The organism is Kluyvera sp., assembly GCF_047971185.1.
In the GTDB taxonomy this organism is placed as follows: domain Bacteria; phylum Pseudomonadota; class Gammaproteobacteria; order Enterobacterales; family Enterobacteriaceae; genus Kluyvera.
On the sequence record NZ_JBKDZH010000049.1, the window covers coordinates 69949 to 88749 of the forward strand.

Here is an 18801-nt window from a genome sequence, read left to right on the forward strand (position 1 = left end):
ATGCCAGTGGGGTGGGGGTCGTACTTTTCATTTGCTCTTGTTATTTTTGTGCTGATATTGCCGGGGGAGAGAGAAGTGCTTCGCGGTAGTGATGGCAGCTTGCTGACTGATTTAGCCAGACCCTGAGGTCTGGCTTTTGTTTTGTGCGTTGATCCGCCGCTTACATATTCTGCTGCGCGACCTGCGCCAGCTCGCCTTCGTTCTGCGACAGCATTGCCGTCGCCACGCCGTTGCCCAGCACGTTAATCGCCGAACGGCCCATATCGAGGAAGTGGTCAATGCCCATCAGCAGCAGAATGCCCGCCACCGGAATATTGAAGCTCGGAATGGTCGCCGCCAGCACCACCAGCGCCGAACGCGGTACCCCGGCAATCCCTTTGGAGGCCAGCATCAGCGTCAGCATCAGCACCGCAATCTCGGAGAAGCTCAGCTGGATGTTATAGGCCTGGGCGATAAACATCGACGCGAAGGAGCAGTACACCATTGAACCGACCAGGTTAAAGGAGTAGCCAATCGGCAGCACGAAGGAGACGATGTTGCGCGAGCAGCCGAATTTGGTCAGCTGTTCAAGCGTTTTCGGATAGGCGGCCTCAGAGCTGCTGGTGGTGAACGCGACCAGCACCGGATCTTTGAGCATGCTCAGCAGGCGGAACACCTCTTTTTTCAGCACCATGTAGCCGATGGCCACCAGCACGCCGCAGGTCAGCACAATCGCCACGTAGTAGCCGCCGATAAACGAGGCGTAGTTCAGCAGGATCCCCAGCCCTTCGGTCGCGATGACCGACGAGATGGCGGCGAAAATCGCCAGCGGCGCAACGTACATCACGTAGCCGGTGACCTTCAGCATGATATGTGAGACCACGTCGAGCGACGCCACCAGCGGCGCGTTGAACTTCTGGCCCAGCGACGCGCCGCCGATGCCGAAGAACATCGAGAACACCACAATCTGCAGAATTTCGTTATCGGCCATTGCGCCGACGATGCTGGTTGGGATGGTATGCGACAGGAAGCCCTTCAGGCTCATGCCGCTCACCGCCAGACCGGTATCTACCGTGTCCTTTGGAATCGTCAGATTCAGACCGGCGCCCGGATGCTGCAGGGTGACGATAAACAGGCCTACCAGAATCGACAGCACCGAAGAGCTGATAAACCACACCATCGCTTTACCACCGATGCGGCCAATGGTGGAGGTTTCACCCAGCTTCATGATCCCGACCGTTAAGGTGCTAAACACCAACGGTGCAATGACCATTTTGATTAGCCGGAGGAATATATCCGTCAGCAGAGTGATGTTGCTGGACCAGACTTCGATGGTGGTTGCTGATGCGTAAGAATGGATCATTGCGCCGGTGAGAATCCCCGCCAGCATGAAAATCACGATAAAAATCGTGAGCTTGTTTGCGTTTGCCACAAAAAATTACCCCGTCAGATTACGAAAATGCCCTGCGATGAAGAAATGATTTTTTAGTTATGTAATACATCAATTCATTCACTATATAAATTGTATGAAAGTAAGGGTATTTACAACTTTTTTTTATATTTTATAAAAAGCGTTGTGATTCAGTGGCTCGCCAGCACCGCCGCTCCGCCGGCTGAGAAGGCTCACGATTTTTAGCCCCCGTGCGCATAAAGTTTCTATTTGGGATGCCGATAACACCGAATAACAAGTCATTGGGAAGGTGTTGTATGTTAAACCGTATCCGCGTTGTCACGCTGCTGATGTTGGTGCTGGTGGTCTTCGCACTTTTGCAGTTGATCTCCGGGGGCTTTTTATTCTCCTCGCTGCATCAGAACCAACAAAGCTTTGCGCAATCCAACACGCTTCGTACGCAACAGGCCGAGCTCACCACCGCGTGGGATCTGCTGCTGCAAACCCGCATCAACCTCAGCCGTTCCTCGGCGCGGATGATGATGGATACCGCCAATCAGCAGAGCAGCGCCAAAACCGAACTGCTGAAAAACGCGCGCACCACGCTGGCGCAGGCGGCCGACCACTTCGCGCGCTTTAGCGAGCTGCCTTCGCAGCCGGCGATGAATGACGCCAGCGCGCAGGTGAGCAAAACCTACCAGAACTACTTTGCGGCGTTGCAGGAGCTGGTGGGCTTCCTGGAAGGCGGCAATATGGACGCCTATTTTGCCCAGCCGACGCAGGGCATGCAGAACGCGATGGGCGAGGCGATGAACCTGTACGCCCGCCAAAGCGAAGCGCTGTATCAGCGCGCCTTTACGACCAGCAGCAGCGATTATCAGATTGCCCGCTGGCAGCTGGCGATACTGGCAGTGGTGCTGGTTATCGTGGTGGTTGGCGTCTGGTTCGGCATCCGCGCGATCCTGCTCAAGCCGCTGGCCTCGGTCATGGGCCACATCCGCCAGATTGCCGCCGGCGATCTCACCCAGCGTCTGACGCTGAGCGGGCGTAACGAAATTACCGAGCTGGCCGATACCGTCACCCATATGCAGAGCGCGCTGATTGATACCGTCACCCACGTGCGGGAAGGCGCGGAAGCTATCTATCACGGCTCCAGCGAAATTGCCGCGGGCAATAACGACCTTTCCGCCCGCACCGAGCAGCAGTCGGCGTCGCTGGAAGAGACGGCGGCCAGCATGGAACAGCTGACGGCAACCGTGAAGCAGAACGCGGAAAATGCCCGTCAGGCATCGCAGCTGGCGCAAAGCGCGTCAGAAACCGCCCAGCACGGCGGCAGCGTGGTGAAGGGCGTGGTGAACACCATGCACGAGATTGCCGCCAGCTCGCAGAAAATTTCCGATATTACCGGCGTTATCGACGGTATTGCCTTCCAGACCAATATCCTGGCGCTGAACGCCGCGGTGGAAGCCGCGCGGGCGGGCGAGCAGGGGCGTGGCTTTGCGGTGGTTGCCGGCGAAGTGCGTAATCTGGCAAGCCGCAGCGCGCAGGCGGCAAAAGAGATTAAAGCGCTGATTGAAGACTCCGTCGCGCGCGTCGAAAGCGGTTCGGCGCAGGTGGAAACGGCGGGAGAAACGATGACTGATATCGTCAATGCCGTGACCCGGGTGACCGACATTATGGGCGAAATCGCCTCGGCGTCTGACGAACAGAGCCGCGGGATCGATCAGGTGGCGATCGCCGTCGCCGAGATGGACAGCGTAACGCAGCAAAACGCCTCGCTGGTGGAAGAGTCCGCCACCGCCGCCGCGGCGCTGGAAGAACAAGCCGAACGCCTCAATCAGGCCGTAGCGGCATTTCGATTGAACGTCGCCTCAGGAAATAGAGCGACGGCATCTGTCCCGGCAGCCCCCGCGCTGGCGTCTAAACGCCTCGCATCCGCCGCCGAAAATACCTCTGATTCAAACTGGGAAACTTTTTAATTTTATCCGCGGTCCAGGGCCGCCTGTAGGAGTGTGGTGATGCTTTATCGTATTCGAATCTCTACCACGTTGTTTCTGATTTTGATTCTCTGCGGCATTTTGCAGATTGGCAGTAACGGACTCTCTTTTTGGGCTTTTCGCGACGGACAAAATAATATTTATCAGGTGGATCAGAGCAGCCAGCAGTTGAGCACGCTGACGGAATCGCGCGCCGCGATGCTGCAGGCCAGCACCATGCTGAACAAAGCCGGGACGCTGGCGGCGCTGAGCTATCCGCCGAATGAAGTGCGCGGCATGATTGACGACGTGAAGCAAAATCTATCGCAGGGCGAGGCGCTGTTTCAGGGCTTTATGGCGTTGCCGCTGATGAGCGAGCGCGATAAGGCATTGCAGGAGCAGACGGCGGCCAGCTTTACCACCTGGCATGAGATGCTGGCGCACCAGGTGGCCTGGCTCGAAAACAATCAGCTGTCCGAATATGTCGCCGCGCCGGTGCAGAAAACCCAGGACCAGTTTGACAACAACTATGAAAGCTGGCGCAAGAACATTGAGCACTATGTCGCAGAAGCGAAAAACGAAAGCCAGAGCGATTATGCGCGCTCAACGATGATGTTTATCGCGATGGTCATTATCTCCGTGGCGATCACCATCGCCGCCCTGTGGTGGGTACGCCGGATGGTGGTGAAACCGCTGGCGATTATCAGCAGCCACTTCGACAGCATCGCGAAAGGCAATCTGGCACGCCCGATTGCGGTCTACGGCAAAAACGAAATCAGCGCCATTTTCGGCGGGCTAAAGTCGATGCAGCAGTCGCTGCGCGAAACCGTGGGCGAAGTGCGTCAGGGCAGCTACGCGATGCACACCGGGATCTCGGAAATCGCCGCCGGCAATAACGACCTCTCGTCCCGCACCGAACAGCAGGCGGCGTCGCTGGCGGAAACGGCGGCCAGCATGGAGCAGCTGACGGCGACCGTCGGCCAGAACGCCGACAACGCGCGTCAGGCCTCCCATCTGGCCCACGGCGCGGCGGATACCGCTAAACGCGGCGGCGAGCAGGCCAACCATGTCGCGCAGACTATGCACAATATTGCCACCAGTTCGAAGAAAATCAGCGACATTATCAGCGTTATCGACGGAATTGCTTTCCAGACCAACATTCTGGCGCTGAACGCCGCCGTCGAAGCGGCGCGCGCCGGTGAGCAGGGCCGTGGCTTTGCGGTGGTGGCGGGCGAGGTGCGTAACCTGGCCAGCCGCAGCGCCCAGGCGGCCAAAGAGATCAAAGTGCTGATCGAAGAGTCCGTTGCCCGCGTGCAGGAAGGATCGGCGCTGGTAGAAACCTCGGCCAGCACCATGAATGAGATCGTGCAGTCGGTCACCCGGGTAAACGACATCATGGGCGAAATCGCCTCCGCGTCGGACGAGCAGCGCCGTGGCATCGAACAGGTGGCGCTAGCGGTCAGCCAGATGGATCAGGTGACGCAACAGAACGCCGCGCTGGTGGAAGAGGGGGCCGCTGCCACCGAACAGCTGGCCGGCCAGGCCGATCGCCTAACCTCGGTGGTATCGGTGTTTCAACTTGAAGAAGTGCAGGTAGCCGCCGAGCGTGAACACGTTCCGTTGGCCGCCGTACCCGCAGTTTCCTGAATGATGTGATGTAAGAAGGCGCTATGACTGTATCTCTGCCAAATGGGCAATCGCAATTACTGAGCCAGCTGACGCAGCGCCTGACGCTCACCGACGCGCAGTTTCGTCGGATATGCCAACTGATCTACCAGCGCGCCGGGATCGTGCTGGCGGATCACAAACGTGACATGGTTTACAACCGCCTGGTCCGGCGCCTGCGGGCGCTGAATCTGGACGATTTTGGCCACTACCTCGGCCAGCTGGAAGCCAATGGCGACAGCGCGGAGTGGCAGGCGTTTATCAATTCGCTGACCACCAACCTGACGGCGTTCTTCCGCGAGGCGCACCACTTCCCGACGCTGGCGGAACACGCCGCGCGTCGGCAGGGGGAATACCGGGTATGGAGCGCGGCGGCGTCGACGGGGGAAGAGCCGTACTCCATCGCCATTACCCTTGCCGATACCCTGGGCACCGCGCCGGGGCGCTGGAAGGTGTACGCCACCGATATCGACACCGAGGTGCTGGAAAAAGCGCAGAGCGGTATTTACCGGCTGGACGAGCTGAAAACGCTCTCCCAGCAGCAGCTACAGCGCTATTTCATGCGCGGCACCGGCCCGCATGCCGGGCTGGTGCGGGTGCGCAGCGAGCTGGCGAACTACGTGGATTTCAGCACCCTGAATCTGCTTAACGCGCACTACAACGTTCCCGGACCGTTTGATGCGATCTTCTGCCGCAACGTAATGATCTATTTCGATAAAACAACGCAGCAGGCGATCCTCAAGCGCTTCGTCCCCCTGCTGAAACCCGACGGACTGCTGTTTGCCGGACATTCGGAGAACTTTAGCCATCTCGCCCGTGAGTTCACCCTGCGCGGCCAGACGGTCTATGCGCTAAGTAAGGGAAGAGCATGAGTAAAATCAGAGTGTTGTCGGTCGATGATTCGGCGCTGATGCGTCAGATCATGACGGAGATTGTTAACAGCCACGACGACATGGAGATGGTCGCTACCGCGCCGGATCCGCTGGTCGCGCGCGACCTGATTAAAAAATTCAATCCGGACGTGCTGACGCTGGACGTAGAAATGCCGCGGATGGACGGCCTCGATTTTCTCGAGAAGCTGATGCGCCTGCGGCCGATGCCGGTGGTGATGGTCTCCTCGCTGACCGGCAAAGGGTCGGAGGTGACGCTGCGCGCGCTGGAGCTGGGCGCGGTGGATTTTGTCACCAAGCCGCAGCTGGGCATTCGTGAAGGGATGCTGGCCTACAGCGAAACCATTGCCGATAAAGTGCGCGCCGCCTCCCGCGCGCGCATTAGCGCCCATAAGCCATTAGCCGCGCCGGCGACGCTAAAAGCCGGCCCGCTGCTCAGCTCTGAGAAGCTGATTGCTATCGGCGCGTCGACCGGCGGCACCGAGGCGATTCGCCACGTGCTGCAGCCGCTGCCGCTCTCCAGCCCCGCGCTGCTGATTACTCAGCATATGCCGCCGGGCTTTACCCGTTCGTTTGCCGAGCGGCTCAACAAGCTGTGCCAGATTACGGTGAAAGAGGCGGAAGACGGCGAGCGCGTGCTGCCGGGTCACGCCTACATCGCGCCGGGCGACAAGCATATGGAGCTGGCGCGTAGCGGCGCGAACTATCAAATCAAAATTCACGACGGGCCGCCGGTTAATCGCCATCGCCCGTCGGTTGATGTGCTGTTTCATTCGGTCGCGAAGTACGCGGGGCGCAACGCCGTGGGGGTGATCCTTACCGGTATGGGCAACGACGGTGCGGCCGGGATGCACGCGATGTACCAGGCCGGAGCCTGGACCATCGCGCAGAATGAAGCCAGTTGTGTGGTGTTCGGCATGCCGCGCGAGGCCATCAATACCGGTGGCGTCAGCGAAGTGGTCGATCTTAGCCAGGTAAGCCAGCAGATGCTGGCGAAAATCAGTGCCGGACAGGCAATACGTATTTGATCAGGAGAATTATTTTATGGCGGATAAAGAGCTTAAGTTTTTGGTTGTGGATGACTTTTCCACCATGCGTCGCATCGTACGCAACCTGTTAAAGGAACTGGGATTTAACAACGTTGAAGAAGCGGAAGACGGCGTTGACGCGTTGAACAAATTGCAGGCGGGCGGTTTTGGTTTTGTCATTTCTGACTGGAACATGCCGAACATGGACGGCCTGGAACTGCTGAAAACCATTCGCGCCGACGGTGCGATGGCGGCGATGCCGGTGCTGATGGTGACTGCGGAAGCCAAGAAAGAGAACATTATTGCTGCCGCGCAGGCTGGCGCTAGCGGATATGTGGTGAAGCCGTTTACCGCCGCGACGCTGGAAGAGAAGCTGAACAAGATCTTCGAGAAACTGGGCATGTAAGGTGACGAACATGATGCATTCTTCCATCAAGCCCGGCGATGAACACTCCGCCGCGGATATTATTAGCCGCATCGGCAATCTGACCCGCATGCTGCGCGATAGCCTGCGCGAGCTGGGGCTGGATCAGGCCATTGCGGAAGCGGCAGAGGCGATCCCCGATGCCCGCGACCGTCTTGATTACGTGGTGCAGATGACCGCGCAGGCGGCCGAGCGCGCGCTCAACAGCGTTGAAGCGTCGCAGCCGCATCAGGACGAAATGGAAAAAGGGGCGAAGGCCCTGACGCAGCGCTGGGACGCATGGTTTGAGAACCCGATTGAACTGTCGGATGCCCGCGAACTGGTTAGCGATACGCGTAAATACCTGGGCGACGTGCCGGGGCATACCAGCTTTACCAACGCCCAGCTGCTCGACATCATGATGGCGCAGGATTTCCAGGACCTTACCGGTCAGGTGATCAAGCGCATGATGGATGTGATTCAGGAAATTGAGCGCCAGCTGCTGATGGTGCTGCTGGAGAACATGCCGGAGCAGGGCGCGCGACAAAAACGCGAGAACGACAGCCTGCTCAACGGGCCGCAGGTCGATACCTCCAAAGCGGGCGTTGTCGCCAGTCAGGATCAGGTGGACGATTTGCTCGATAGTCTGGGGTTCTAGTCCCACCGCACAGGTTTGTGCCGGGTGGCGCTATCGCACCCGGCAATTCCTTTTCCCGTACGATCATTTCTCAAAATGAAACCGCCATCACGGCGGATTACGTCTAAGTGCCACCCCGATATATAGACTTGTCATAACTATTGCGCTTAAATAGTTATCAATGAGACCTGAGGTAATATTTATTTTTCCAACCTTATTATTTAGTAAGGTCACGGCGTTATTGTCTAAATAAACTCGGGAGTACACATGCGAATACTGCGGGATAGTGAGTTCTTTCATTCTGAGCAGCATGCCTTCTGTCTTTTTACGATGAATAACCAGCTAATGGAAGGCGTTCACGGACATGAATTCGATGAACTTGTTATTGTCCGCAACGGGAGTGGTTTTCATATTATTAATGACGTGGTGAAATTTATTTGTCAGGGCGATTATTTCCTTGTCACCACCAATGATACCCACAGCTATGTTTCGACCAACCATCTTTCAGTTATTAATATTCTGATCCGCCGGGCTCCTCGTTTTCATTTTCTGCAAGCCGTCGACACGCTGCTGGTGCGGGTGAAAGCCCAACTGCACCAACATGATAGAACGCTTTCCCCCGCCTCGCTGGCCAATATTGAGCGCTGGAGTCAGGAGATACTGGCCCGTAACGAGAGCCATTATGATGCGCTCTATTTCTCCCTGTGCGAGGCGGCATTACTCAATATCATTAACACCTTATGCGAGTGCGGCTGCCAACCCGCATCGCAGACTGCCGAAGAACGCGGGCGTGCCAATCTGATTAAGGCGTTAAAAACCAGCAGTCTGCGCCAGCTCGACTGGAATGCGCTGAGTGAGGATAACGGCGTGGCCCGGCGTACGATGTTCCGTTTTATTAAGCGCATTACGGGCTATACCCCGGTGAAATTCCAGATGTTGTACCGTGTTTTAAAAGCTCAGGAGTTGCTACGAACCACCGATAAGACCGTAAGCGAAATTGCTGCCCGCTGCGGATTTATGAATGCAATAAGATTAACCGAATCATACAAACGTTATTTTAAATACTCGCCAACTCACGAGCGAGAGCTGCACTCAAGGGTGCTGACGAATATCTGATTTTCTGGCTGATAACGACTTAAAAACAGTAGGGATTTTATCGCAGCAGGTGCTGTGAGGGAGAAACGCACCGTTTATTTCTCCCTTCATCTTCTATGGATTAAAGGAAACGTTATGTCAAAAAATAAAACACCCAACCCCTGGTATGTCGGGGTGGTATCAGGGATGGCATCGTATATAGATTCGGCGGCGATTGTCTCGAATGGCACCGCGCTGGTTATTTATCAAAAGACGATCGGTATTACCGCGCTGGAAATTGGCATTTTATCCGGATTGTTAACCCTCAGTATTGCCGCAGGGGCCTTTGGCGGTGGACGCCTCGGGGATCGTATTGGGCGGCGAAACGTCTTTATCATCACCATGGCGATGATTCTCCTTGGCACGCTGGCGCTGGCCTTTGGTCAGAGCTTCTTCCTGCTGGTGGTTGGCACGCTGCTCGTCGGGCTGGCGACCGGTGCGGACCTGCCCGTTTCGCTGGCGACTATCTCTGAAGCGGCCAGCGACCAGAACCGCGGCAAAATTATCGGCCTGTCGAATCTACTGTGGCTGGTGGGCATTGGCGCCACGATGGGTATTTCCGCCATCGTGGGCGACTGGGGGCGGGTTGGTGCGCAGATCATGTATTTGCACGTTGGCCTGGTGGCGCTGGTGCTGCTGGTATTGCGCTGGTCTATCCCGGAGTCGCCGCTGTGGCTGGCGGCGCGTGATGAGCAACGTCGGGGCGTGGCCACCGTACGCGCGCAGAAAAACGGCTGGCGCGATCTGCTGGATGCGAAATACCTGTGGCCATTTCTCTCGCTGTGCGCCTTTTACACCTTCACCAACCTGGCGGCCAATACCGGCGGGCAGTTTGGCACCTTTGTGGCCGTCAACGTGGTCGGTATCTCGGTCAGCACTAACTCGCTGTGGGGATTGTTGATCCTGCCCGTTAGCGTCGCCTCGGGGCTGCTATTTATGCGCATTGTCGATACCTCAAAGCGCATCCCGTTCTTTATTTTCGGCGCGGTGATGATGTCCGGCGGCTACTTTGTGCCGGTACTGCTCAACTTCTCGCCGCTGTCGTGGTTTTGCTGCCTGTTATTCACCAACATCGGCACCGGTTTTGCCTTTGAAGGCATTATGAAAGTGTGGGCCCAGGAGTCGTTTCCGACCATGCTGCGCGCCACCGCCCAGGGCGTGATTGTCGGCGTCGCCCGCCTGACCTGCGGGCTGCTGGCTTTCGTCACGCCGGTGCTGCTGAACGCCGGGCCAACCGTCCTTTACTGCCTGCTGACGGCGATTGTGGTAGCGGGGATGGTGATTGGCTGGCTCTGTTTCCACGGTAAGCAGCGCAATGAGTTCAACGCCGAAACGGAAATGGTTGCGACGCCGGATGCGCGCCGCGATTCGCACGACACTCTGCGGGCGAAAGCCTGAGATAGGGATCATTGAGGAAATCACTATGTTGGCAATAGAAAAAATTACGCTCAATTATGAAAGCACGCTTGCGGGCTGCGAAATACTCCCGGTTTTTGGCTGGACTATCGCCAGCGATCGCCGCAACGTGGAACAGCGCAGCTGGCAGCTTCAACTGTCGGCGGATGAACGCTTTAGCGAGCTGCTGTATGACAGCGGCGAAGTGCCGGACGACCATTCGAACAATATTACGCTGCCCGCGCTGACGTGGGCGTATTCGACCCGTTATTTTGCGCGCGTACGGATCAGCGACAACCACGGTGAGTACAGCGGCTGGAGCCCTGTGGCGACGTTAATTACCGGGCTACCGTCAGCGCAGTGGCAGGGCGTATTTATCTCAGCCGAAACGCCGCAGGATAAAGATAACTCGGCAGGTACGCTGCTTCGCCACGACTTTACGCTGCCGGAACGCCATGACATTGTCTCTGCGGTGGTACATGCCAGCGCGCTGGGGCTGTATCAGCTGTGGTTGAACGGCGAGAAGGTGGGGCATGACGAACTGGCTCCGGGTTGGACCAGCTATCATCATCACCTGTTGTACCAGACCTGGGATGTGACCCATCTGCTACATGACGGCGACAACGCCATCGGCGCGATGGTTGGCGCGGGCTGGTACAAAGGCGATATGAGCTTTAACCGCTACCGCAACTACTATGGCGAGCAGACCGGGTTTATTTGCCATCTAGTGGTGACTCTGCGTGACGGCAGCCAGCAGGTTATTGCTACCGACGAGAACTGGCTGGCCAGCGATTCGGCGATTCTGTTTTCGGAAATCTATGATGGCGAAACATATGACGCACGCCGTGAGCAACAAGGCTGGAGCGAGCCGGGCTATACGGCGGACGGCTGGCGCGCGGTAAATCTGCTGGCAGCAAACAAAACGGTGTTGCAACCGCAAACCGCTTGCCCGGTACAGGAAATTGAGCGACTCACACCCTGGAAGCTGTTTACTACGCCGAAGGGTGAAACGGTGCTCGACTTCGGGCAGAACCTTAGCGGCTGGGTGGAATTCCGCGTCCGCGGGGCGGCGGGCGATAACGTTGTGTTGCGCCATTTTGAGGTGCTGGATGCCGAGGGCAACGTCTATCTGGCCAATCTGCGTACCGCCAAACAGCGCATTGACTACACGCTGCGCGGCGACGAGGAAGAGCGGTACCATCCGCACTTTACCTTCCAGGGTTTCCGCTACGTGCAGATTGAGCGCTGGCCGGGTATCCCAACGCTGGACGATTTTGTGGCCGTTGTGCTGCATTCCGCCATGACGCCGATCGGCAATATGGAAACCTCTAACCCCGAGTTGAATCAGCTGCATCACAACATCCTCTGGGGGCTGAAGGGCAATTTTGTTGATATCCCGACCGACTGCCCGCAGCGCGATGAGCGGTTGGGCTGGACCGGCGATGCGCAGATTTTCTGCCGTACCGCTAGCTACCTGATGCAGACGCACACTTTCTTCGCGAAATGGCTGGCCGACCTGCAACATGACCAGACTCCGGAAGGCGGCGTGCCGCACGTAATCCCGGATATTCTTACCGGCAAATGTGATAACGACCGCTTCCTGTCGCAGGGGCGTACCCATTCGGCAGCCGCGTGGGCCGACGCGGCGGTTATTAACCCGTGGACGCTGTATCTGATGTACGGGGATACCCAGACGCTGGCGCGCCAGTACGGCAGCATGAAGGCGTGGGTGGAATTTATGCGCGCCAATGCCGTCGACAATATCTGGTCGTGGAAGCTGCAGTTTGGCGATTGGGTGGCGCTGGATGCCAAAGAAGGCAGCTATTTTGGCGCAACGCCGAATGAGCTGACCTGCATGGCCTACTACGCGCTTTCAACGCTGCTGCTGGCGAAGTCGGCAAAAGTCCTGGGGCATGAGGAGGATTACGCCAGCTACGTGGCGCTGCATGAATCGATCGTTGCTAGTTTCCGCAATGAGTTTTTCACCCCCAGCGGCCGCCTGGCGGCTCGCACGCAAACCGCGCACATTCTGGCGCTGTACTTCCAGCTGGTGCCGGATGCTTACCGTGAACGTACCGTGCAGACGCTGCTGGAACTGCTGGCGGAGCACGACGGGCATCTGGTGACCGGATTTGTGGGCACGCCGTACTTCTGCCATGCGCTGAGCGAAAACGGCCAGGCCGATGCCGCATGGCAGCTGCTGCTGAAAGACGATTTCCCGTCCTGGCTGTACCAGGTGAAGGCGGGCGCGACCACCATCTGGGAGCACTGGGACGGCGTCAAGCCGGACGGTACGATGTGGAGCCCGGATATGAACTCCTTTAACCACTACGCCTACGGCGCTATCGGCGAATGGCTGTATCGGGTCGCGGCAGGGATCAATACCCGGGAAGATGAACCTGGATTTAAGCATTCCATCTTGCGCCCGATGCCCGGTGGCGGCCTGGCGTGGCTGAAGGCGCGCTATGGCTCGGTGTATGGTGATATCCGCGTGCACTGGCAGCAGCAGGCGCAGAGGGTCACGCTGGAGGTGGAGATTCCGGCCAATACCCGCTCGACGCTGATTCTGGACGGCGCGCAGGCGCTGCTGGAGGCTGACGGTATCGACTTTACCCCGACGCAGGATGGCTACGCTGGCGAAATCGGCTCCGGTCGCTATCGGGTTATCTTCCAGCGTTAACGTCTCGTGATTAACGGCGGCCATCGTGCCGCCGTGACCGGCTAACGGCTAAACTCCTCCCTTTTCACACCTCTATTCTGCGCATTGGCCTCCCTGCGCCTCGCGATAATACTCGTGACCGTATTTGCGAGAGTGATGCCGTGGCAGAAGAAAGCGACGACGACGACAAAACAGAAGACCCCACACCCCAACGGCTTGAAAAAGCGCGTGAGGAGGGGCAGATCCCGCGTTCCCGCGAGCTGACATCGCTGCTGATGCTGCTGGTGGGCGTTTGCGTGCTCTGGCTGGGCGGGGAATCCCTTGCCCGTCGGTTGGCCAATCTGCTCTCGGGCGGGCTGCGTTTTGACCACTGCATCGTCAGCGATCCCAATCTGATCCTCGGACAAATCATTCTGCTGCTCAAAGAAGCCATGCTGGCGCTGCTGCCGCTGATAGTCGGCGTGGTGACGGTGGCGCTGGTGGCGCCGATGATGCTCGGCGGGCTGGTGTTCAGCACCAAATCGCTGGCCTTCAAGCTCGATAAGCTCAACCCGCTGCCGGGCATTAAGCGCATGTTCTCGGCGCAGACCGCGGCGGAGCTCACCAAAGCCATTATGAAAGCGGTGCTGATGGGCACCGTGGCGGGCTTTTTCCTGTGGATGCACTGGCCGCAGATGATGCGGCTGGTCAGCGAGTCGCCGCTGTCGGCGATGGGGGATGCGCTGAACATGGTCGGGCTGTGCGCGCTGCTGGTGGCGCTTGGCATCATTCCGATGGTGGGGTTCGACGTCTTCTGGCAGATCCACAGCCATCTGAAGAAGCTGCGCATGTCGCGCCAGGATATCCGCGATGAATTCAAGCAGAGCGAGGGCGACCCGCACGTGAAGGGGCGTATTCGCCAGATGCAGCGGGCGGCGGCGCGGCGGCGGATGATGGCGGATGTGCCGAAGGCCGACGTGATCGTCAATAACCCGACCCACTACTCGGTGGCCCTGCAGTACGACGAAAACAAAATGAGCGCGCCGAAGGTGGTGGCAAAAGGCGCGGGGCTGGTGGCGCTACGCATTCGCGAAATTGGCGAAGAGAACCGCATCCCAATGCTGGAAGCGCCGCCGCTGGCGCGCGCGCTGTATCGCCATGCCGATATCGGCCAGCAAATACCCGGCCAGCTTTATGCGGCGGTCGCCGAAGTGCTGGCGTGGGTATGGCAACTGAAGCGCTGGCGGCTGGCGGGCGGCGAGCCGCCGAAAAAACCGGATAACATACCGGTGCCTGAGGCACTGGATTTTTTGAACGAGAAGGACTCCGATGGCTAATCTTGTCGCAATGCTGCGTCTTCCCAACGACCTGAAAACCACCCAGTGGCAGGTGCTTGCCGGGCCGGTGCTGATCCTGCTGATTTTGTCGATGATGGTGCTGCCGCTGCCGGCGTTCGTCCTCGACCTGCTGTTCACCTTTAACATTGCGCTCTCCATTATGGTGCTGCTGGTGGCGATGTTCACCCAGCGCACGCTGGAATTTGCCGCTTTCCCCACCATTCTGCTGTTTACCACGCTGCTGCGCCTGGCGCTGAACGTGGCTTCCACGCGTATCATTCTGATGGAAGGCCATACCGGCGGCGCGGCGGCGGGGAAGGTGGTCGAAGCGTTCGGCCACTTCCTGGTGGGCGGCAACTTCGCCATCGGGATCGTGGTGTTTATTATCCTCGTGATCATCAACTTTATGGTTATCACCAAAGGCGCGGGCCGTATCGCGGAAGTGGGCGCGCGCTTCGTGCTGGATGGTATGCCGGGTAAGCAGATGGCGATTGACGCCGACCTTAACGCCGGGATTATCGGCGAAGACGAGGCGAAAAAGCGCCGCGCCGAGGTAACGCAGGAAGCCGATTTCTACGGCTCAATGGACGGTGCCAGTAAGTTCGTGCGCGGCGACGCCATCGCCGGGATCCTGATTATGGTGATCAACGTCATTGGTGGTCTACTGGTGGGGGTATTGCAGCACGGGCTGGAGTTGGGCAAGGCGGCGGAGTCGTATACCCTGCTGACCATCGGTGATGGGCTGGTCGCCCAGATCCCGGCGCTGGTTATCTCCACGGCCGCGGGCGTGATTGTGACGCGGGTGAGCACCGAGCAGGACGTCGGCGAACAGATGGTGGGGCAGTTGTTCAGCAACCCGCGCGTGATGCTGCTGAGCGCCGGGGTGCTCGGCCTGTTGGGCCTGGTGCCGGGGATGCCGAACCTGGTGTTTCTGCTGTTTACCGCCGCGCTGCTGGGGCTGGCCTGGTGGATCCGTGGGCGCGAAATGAAAGCGCCGGAGCAGCCGCAGCCGGTGAAAGCGCCGGAAAGCAGTTCACAGGCGGTTGAGGCCACCTGGAGCGACGTGCAGTTGGAAGATACGCTGGGGATGGAGGTGGGCTACCGGCTGATCCCAATGGTCGACTTTCAGCAGGACGGCGAGCTGCTGGGGCGTATTCGCAGCATCCGTAAGAAGTTTGCGCAGGAGATGGGCTTCCTGCCGCCGGTGGTGCACATCCGCGACAATATGGACCTATCGCCCGCGCTGTACCGCATTTTACTGAAGGGCGTTGAAATTGGCAGCGGCGAAGCCTACCCGGGCCGCTGGCTGGCGATTAACCCCGGCACCGCTGCGGGTACGCTGCCGGGCGAGGTGACGACTGACCCGGCGTTTGGGCTCGACGCCATCTGGATCGAAAGCGCGCTGAAAGAGCAGGCGCAGATTCAGGGCTTTACGGTGGTGGAGGCCAGCACGGTGGTGGCGACGCACCTGAACCATCTGATTAGCCTGCACGCCTCCGAGCTGTTTGGCCGTCAGGAAGCGCAGCAGCTGCTGGACCGCGTGACCCAGGAGATGCCGAAGCTGACCGAAGATTTAGTGCCGGGCGTGGTGACGCTGACCACGCTGCATAAAGTGTTGCAAAATCTGCTGGACGAGAAAGTGCCGATTCGCGATATGCGCACCATTCTGGAAACGCTGGCGGAGCACGCGCCGATTCAGGCCGACCCGGGCGAGCTGACCTCGGTGGTGCGCGTGGCGCTGGGCCGGGCGATTACCCAGCGCTGGTTCCCGGGCAATGACGAAGTGCAGGTGATTGGCCTCGATACTCCGCTGGAGCGATTATTGCTCCAGGCGCTTCAGGGCGGCGGTGGTCTGGAGCCGGGGCTGGCGGACCGGCTGCTGGCGCAGTCGCAGGAGGCGCTGGCGCGTCAGGAGATGCTGGGCGCGCCGCCGGTGCTGCTGGTTAACCACGCGCTGCGCCCGCTGCTGTCGCGCTTCCTGCGTCGCAGCCTGCCGCAGCTGGTAGTGCTGTCGAACTTGGAGCTCTCCGACAATCGCAACATCCGCATGACCGCCACCATCGGAGGCAAATAATGCGTCGACTTCTTGCGCTACTGTGCCTGTTACCGTGCCTGGTGCAGGCGGCGGGCGAGGGGGCCTGGCAGGCCAGCAATATCGGCATAACCCTTAACCACCGCGGCGTGGCGGCCTCGTCGCGGCCGCTGGCGTCATCACAGCCGGCGCAGGGGGCGATTACCCTCGTTGCCTGGCGCTACGAGCTGAACGGGCCGATTCCCGCCGGGCTGCGCACGCGGCTGTGTTCGCTCTCCCGCTGTACCGAGCTGGATGCCCTTAGCGGCACCACCATGGCGTTCCATCAGGTTTCCGCCGCCGAGCCGTTTCGTTTTATTTGGGAAATCCCCGGCGGTGGGCGATTAATTCCTGCTCTGAGTGTGAAAAGTATTCAAATTATCGTTAACTACCGCTAATCGCCGCATAATCCTCCACTCGCCGCTGGATTCTGGTGGCGAGCTCGCATTTCTGACCCTCGCTTTTGATCGTAAAGAAACGTTGTTTTATAAATCAGTGATGCATATGCCACGACTCTTTGCATTTTTGCCAATCCGACGCCCGCACTGGCAGAAATAGGAAGGTATCCCTTAACGCATACTTTTACTGTAGCCGTGTCAGTACTCCTTTTGGCTAAGCCTTAGCTAGCGAAGGAGATTCATAATAAAAGGCACAGGATTGACGGCTAATGAATAGAACGCGAAAAATAGGACTGGTAAACTACTTCGCCTACGGATCGGGAGATTTTCTCGGCGCGGGTACCACCGCGCTGACCGCAGCATGGCTTCTCTATTTCTACACCACTTTCTGTGGGTTAAGCCCCATCGAAGCCACCTTTATCTTTGCCACCGCCAGGGTTCTGGATGCGGTGGTTAGCCCGCTGATGGGCTTCTTGACCGATAACTTCGGCTCTACCTGGTTGGGTAAGCGCTTTGGTCGTCGTAAGTTCTTTATTCTGTTGGGTATACCGTGCGTGTTTAGCTATTCCTTTATGTGGATAGGGGATATGGGCTTCTGGTATTACCTCCTGACCTACCTGATTTTTGACGTGGTCTACACCATGATCCTGGTACCGTACGAAACGCTGGTACCGGAAATGACCGACGACTTCAAACAGAAAACCAAGTTCTCCGGCGCGCGCATCGGTATGGCGCAGATGTCCGCGATTCTGGCCTCCTTCCTGCCGGGTATCCTGCTGACTCACTTCGGCAAAGACAACGCGATTTCCTTCTTCTACGCCAGCCTGGTGTTCTCCGTGCTGTGCGCGATGATGCTGACCTTCGTCTGGTTCTTCACCTGGGAACGTCCGCGTGAAGAGTGGACCGCCGCGGCGCTGAAGGCGGAAGAAGAGAAGAAACACCTGACCTTCGGCCAGAGCATGAGCCGTCTGTTTATTGAACTGAGCTCCACGCTGCGCATTAAGATTTTCCGTCAGCATCTGGGCATGTACCTCGGCGGCTATATCGCCCAGGACGTGTTCAACGCCGTCTTCACCTACTACGTGGTGTTTGTGCTGATGCAGGAAGCCTCCATGGCCTCTAACCTGCTCGGTACCATGGCTATCTTCCAGTTCATCGCCGTTATCGCCATGATCCCGCTGTGCATCCGCTTCGGACCGGCGCCGTCTTATCGCATGGTGGTGGTGCTGTTTGGTCTGGGATCTTTCTCCTACGCGGCGCTGTACTACGCTGGTATGAGCGATATCTATGCGCTGCTGCTGCTGATCTCCGCTATCGCCGGTCTGGGCCGTGGGGGCATCAACTACGTACCGTGGAACACCTACACCTACATTTCTGACGTTGATGAAGTGATCACCGGTCAGCGTCGCGAGGGGATCTTCGCGGGCATCATGACCCTGACGCGTAAAGCCTCTCAGGCCGGTGCGGTCATGCTGGTGGGGATCATCATGCAGCTGTCCGGCTTCGTCTCCGGCCAGAAAACGCAGCCGCCTGAAGTCAGCCACACCATCCTGATGATCCTCAGCATGGGCACCATCATTGTACTGGCTTTGGGTTTCCTCGTTTCCCTGCGCTTTAAGCTGAACCTGAAAACGCACGGCGTGCTGCGTGAAGAGACCGCGAAAATGCGCGAATCTGGCCACGTGGTGCCGGAAACCGTTACGCCGCAAGCGCGCGCGACGGTCGAAATGCTGGCGGGGATGCCGTACGAATCCCTGTGGGGCAACAACAACATTGGCTACCTGAATCGTAACAAACCTGCTGCACCTTCGCTGAAGCAGGCTGCAACATTGAATTCGACTTACAACAGAGGTTAAGAAT

14 protein-coding genes are annotated in these 18801 nt (G+C 58.3%); 13 read left to right on the forward strand and 1 reads right to left on the reverse strand.

The features are described from left to right. Nucleotides 1–160 precede the first annotated feature (160 nt). Nucleotides 161–1411, reverse strand: a complete 1251-nt coding sequence (locus tag ACK5JN_RS14075) for a dicarboxylate/amino acid:cation symporter (RefSeq protein ID WP_416870750.1) — start codon at nucleotides 1409–1411, stop codon at nucleotides 161–163. A gap of 275 nt (nucleotides 1412–1686) precedes the next feature. Between ACK5JN_RS14075 and tar the strand changes: the two genes are divergently transcribed. The 13 genes from tar (at nucleotide 1687) to ACK5JN_RS14140 (ending at nucleotide 18797) form a co-directional block, all read left to right on the forward strand. Further along, nucleotides 1687–3348 carry a methyl-accepting chemotaxis protein II gene (tar, locus tag ACK5JN_RS14080; RefSeq protein WP_416870751.1) on the forward strand — a complete coding sequence of 554 codons (1662 nt, stop codon included), beginning with the start codon at nucleotides 1687–1689 and terminating at the stop codon, nucleotides 3346–3348. Between the two features lie 39 nt (nucleotides 3349–3387). After that, the gene (locus ACK5JN_RS14085; protein WP_416870752.1) at nucleotides 3388–4992 is read left to right on the forward strand and encodes a methyl-accepting chemotaxis protein; all 1605 of its coding nucleotides are present in this window, start codon (nucleotides 3388–3390) and stop codon (nucleotides 4990–4992) included. Nucleotides 4993–5015: 23 nt separating this feature from the next. Continuing rightward, nucleotides 5016–5882, forward strand: coding sequence for a protein-glutamate O-methyltransferase CheR (gene cheR / locus ACK5JN_RS14090; protein WP_416870753.1), 867 nt, complete (start codon nucleotides 5016–5018; stop codon nucleotides 5880–5882). Further along, entirely contained in the window at nucleotides 5879–6928 is a 1050-nt protein-coding gene (locus ACK5JN_RS14095; RefSeq protein ID WP_416870754.1) for a protein-glutamate methylesterase/protein-glutamine glutaminase, read from the forward strand. The genes cheR and ACK5JN_RS14095 overlap by 4 nt, the downstream gene beginning before the upstream one ends. Before the next feature lie 16 nt (nucleotides 6929–6944). Continuing rightward, the gene (cheY, locus tag ACK5JN_RS14100) at nucleotides 6945–7334 is read left to right on the forward strand and encodes a chemotaxis response regulator CheY (RefSeq protein ID WP_024552273.1); all 390 of its coding nucleotides are present in this window, start codon (nucleotides 6945–6947) and stop codon (nucleotides 7332–7334) included. A 10-nt stretch (nucleotides 7335–7344) separates the two neighbouring features. Continuing rightward, nucleotides 7345–7989 carry a protein phosphatase CheZ gene (gene cheZ, locus ACK5JN_RS14105; RefSeq protein ID WP_416870755.1) on the forward strand — a complete coding sequence of 215 codons (645 nt, stop codon included), beginning with the start codon at nucleotides 7345–7347 and terminating at the stop codon, nucleotides 7987–7989. A gap of 246 nt (nucleotides 7990–8235) precedes the next feature. Further along, nucleotides 8236–9084 carry a helix-turn-helix domain-containing protein gene (locus tag ACK5JN_RS14110; RefSeq protein WP_416870756.1) on the forward strand — a complete coding sequence of 283 codons (849 nt, stop codon included), beginning with the start codon at nucleotides 8236–8238 and terminating at the stop codon, nucleotides 9082–9084. Nucleotides 9085–9198: 114 nt separating this feature from the next. After that, nucleotides 9199–10500 (forward strand): MFS transporter, encoded by a 1302-nt coding sequence (locus ACK5JN_RS14115; protein ID WP_416870757.1) that lies wholly within the window; start codon nucleotides 9199–9201, stop codon nucleotides 10498–10500. Nucleotides 10501–10525: 25 nt separating this feature from the next. After that, a complete protein-coding gene (locus ACK5JN_RS14120; protein WP_416870758.1) occupies nucleotides 10526–13177 on the forward strand; it encodes a family 78 glycoside hydrolase catalytic domain in 2652 nt (883 codons plus the stop codon). 140 nt (nucleotides 13178–13317) lie between these two features. After that, the gene (flhB, locus tag ACK5JN_RS14125; RefSeq protein ID WP_416870759.1) at nucleotides 13318–14472 is read left to right on the forward strand and encodes a flagellar biosynthesis protein FlhB; all 1155 of its coding nucleotides are present in this window, start codon (nucleotides 13318–13320) and stop codon (nucleotides 14470–14472) included. Beyond that, a complete protein-coding gene (gene flhA, locus ACK5JN_RS14130) occupies nucleotides 14465–16546 on the forward strand; it encodes a flagellar biosynthesis protein FlhA (protein ID WP_416870760.1) in 2082 nt (693 codons plus the stop codon). Before flhB ends, flhA begins: the two co-directional genes overlap by 8 nt. Continuing rightward, a complete protein-coding gene (gene flhE / locus ACK5JN_RS14135; RefSeq protein ID WP_416870761.1) occupies nucleotides 16546–16941 on the forward strand; it encodes a flagellar protein FlhE in 396 nt (131 codons plus the stop codon). The genes flhA and flhE overlap by 1 nt, the downstream gene beginning before the upstream one ends. Before the next feature lie 269 nt (nucleotides 16942–17210). Continuing rightward, nucleotides 17211–18797 (forward strand): MFS transporter, encoded by a 1587-nt coding sequence (locus ACK5JN_RS14140; protein WP_416870762.1) that lies wholly within the window; start codon nucleotides 17211–17213, stop codon nucleotides 18795–18797. Nucleotides 18798–18801 lie beyond the last annotated feature (4 nt).